At 72.3% G+C, this 2,064-nt stretch carries 2 protein-coding genes; both read right to left on the reverse strand.

The features are described 5' to 3' along the window. Window positions 1-104 precede the first annotated feature (104 nt). The gene (locus ACFXA3_RS17440) at window positions 105-425 is read right to left on the reverse strand and encodes a DMT family transporter (protein ID WP_385187652.1); all 321 of its coding nucleotides are present in this window, start codon (window positions 423-425) and stop codon (window positions 105-107) included. A 69-nt stretch (window positions 426-494) separates the two neighbouring features. Continuing rightward, window positions 495-1,865 carry a DUF3616 domain-containing protein gene (locus ACFXA3_RS17445; protein ID WP_385187653.1) on the reverse strand — a complete coding sequence of 457 codons (1,371 nt, stop codon included), beginning with the start codon at window positions 1,863-1,865 and terminating at the stop codon, window positions 495-497. Window positions 1,866-2,064 lie beyond the last annotated feature (199 nt).

Here is a 2,064-nt window from a genome sequence, read left to right on the forward strand (position 1 = left end):
CAGCCCGGCGATGCCCTTGGCGTCCACCACCCGGATCGCCGCGTCGATGATCCGCTGGCGCCGCTGCGGGTCGTACCTGCGCCCGCCGCCGGCCGCGGCCGGCATCAGTGGGCCCCGCCCAGGTTCAGCAGCACCACGCCGCCGATGACCAGCGCGATCCCGGCGATCTTCGCGGCGGTGGCGGCCTCGCCCATGAACAGCATGCCGATCGCGGCGATGGCGGCCGTGCCGGCCCCGGCCCAGATCGCGTAGGCGGTGCCCACCGGCATCGACTTCAGCGTCTGGGCGAGCAGTGCGAAGGCGATGACGTAGCCGATCAGGGTGCCCAGCGACGGCCACACCTTCGTGAAGCCGTCGCTGAACTTCATGGCGGTGGTCCCGGCCACCTCGGCGGCAATGGCCGCGGCCAGCAGTGCGTAGGGCATGTGTACGAGGGTACACATCGTTGTGTACTTCCGTACGCAACGGCCGTCCCGGCCCGTAGCGGGGCCGGGTCAGTTCAGCGTGAACCAGGCCGTCCGCGCCTTCTTCCACTCCGGGTGCGTCAGGTCCTTGGCCTCGACCCCGTCCCCGTACAGGTCCGCGGAACCGCTGTCCGTGATCAGCTGGACCCGGGCCCCCGCAACCGACAGGTCCGGCACGTCCACGATGGCCTCCCAGCCGCCCGGGTCCGTCGTCGGCAGGTCGGCCCGCTTGACCGGGGCGTGTCCCGCGACGCCGTCCCACTGGTAGAGCGCGTACGGGTCCGTGTTGTCGTCCGCGGCCCAGGAGCCGGCCAGGATCAGGTACTGGTTCGCCGCGTTCTTGCGGATGTCGCGGATCGCCAGCCCGCCCAGGTCGAGCTCGATGCCCGCCCCGAAGGTGGCCTTGGACCCGCTGGAGAGGACCTTGTCGAAGTTGGTCACCGGCACGATCAGCGCCTTGCCGCCGGGCACCGCGGGGGCCAGCGGGGCGCGGAAGCCCAGGTAGGCGGTGGTGGTCGAGCCCGGGGCGAACTCCAGGCCCTCCACGTTGAAGCCGTCGATCTGCTTGGGCGCCTCGCCGTCGGCCGTGCCCGCCGCGAAGCCGTAGCGGTTGCCGTTCGCCGTGTCCCAGGCCACCAGGTCGTCGCGGAGCTTCTTGTACGAGCGCCCGTACGCGAGCTGCGTGGCGGCTCCGGAGCCGCTCACCGTGGTGGTGAACACCGTGTTCCGGGGTGCCTTGTACTCGCCGTCCTTGTTGTTGCCGAGCGAGCCCGTCCAGTAGATGGTGTTGCCGATCAGGGTCGCCCCCTCGATGTCCACCTCCTTGGTGACACCGAGCTGCGAGCTGAAGTCCCAGGTCCGGACCGGGGCGGCCGAGCGGGCCCGGTCGTACAGGCGCAGCACGTTGTTCTCGTCGTCGGCGACGACGGTGTAGCCGCCGCCGACGTCCACGGCGGCCGAGGAGTCCGAGGCTCCGGAGAAGTAGCGGGCGTCGGCCGGGTCCTGCACGGCGGCCGAGGCGGCGTAGGAGAGGGTCTTGGTGGCGCTCTTGCCGCCCAGCCCGGTCACCTTGACGGTGAGGTTGGTGTAGCCGCGGCCGCGCGCGGTGACGGCCAGCTGCCGCACCGCCCCGGTCCCGGTGACGCTCACGTCGCCGGTCCCGGCGACCGAGGCCTTGCTGGACGCGGATGCGCTGACGGTCAGCGCGGACACGTCGGCGCCGCTCTGCCCCACGGTCACGTTCACCACGGGGTCCCCGACCGCGCCGACGGCGCCGGACAGGTACGACGCGGACAGGCTGATGGTCGGCGTCCCGTACGTCACCGCCTGGGCGGGTGCGACGGTGACCGTCCCGGCGACGACGAGCGCCGCGATCCCTGCGATGCCAAGCTGCTTCTTCATCGGTGTCCCCACGAGTCGGGCCGAGCGCGATCCACGCGTCACGCCGTGACGGCCGTCGAGCAGGTTCGGCCACCCTGGCCAACTTCCGGTGCACTCCAATCGTCCGCCGGACGAACACGCAGGGCCTGCCGGAAGCCGCGGGTCCGCGCCCCCGAAGGAGTCGGCCCGGGCGCGCCGGGGCCGGGGCGGTGGGGCGCGC

Origin of the sequence: Streptomyces sp. NPDC059456, assembly GCF_042750055.1 — a bacterium.
Classification (GTDB): Bacteria; Actinomycetota; Actinomycetes; order Streptomycetales; family Streptomycetaceae; genus Streptomyces.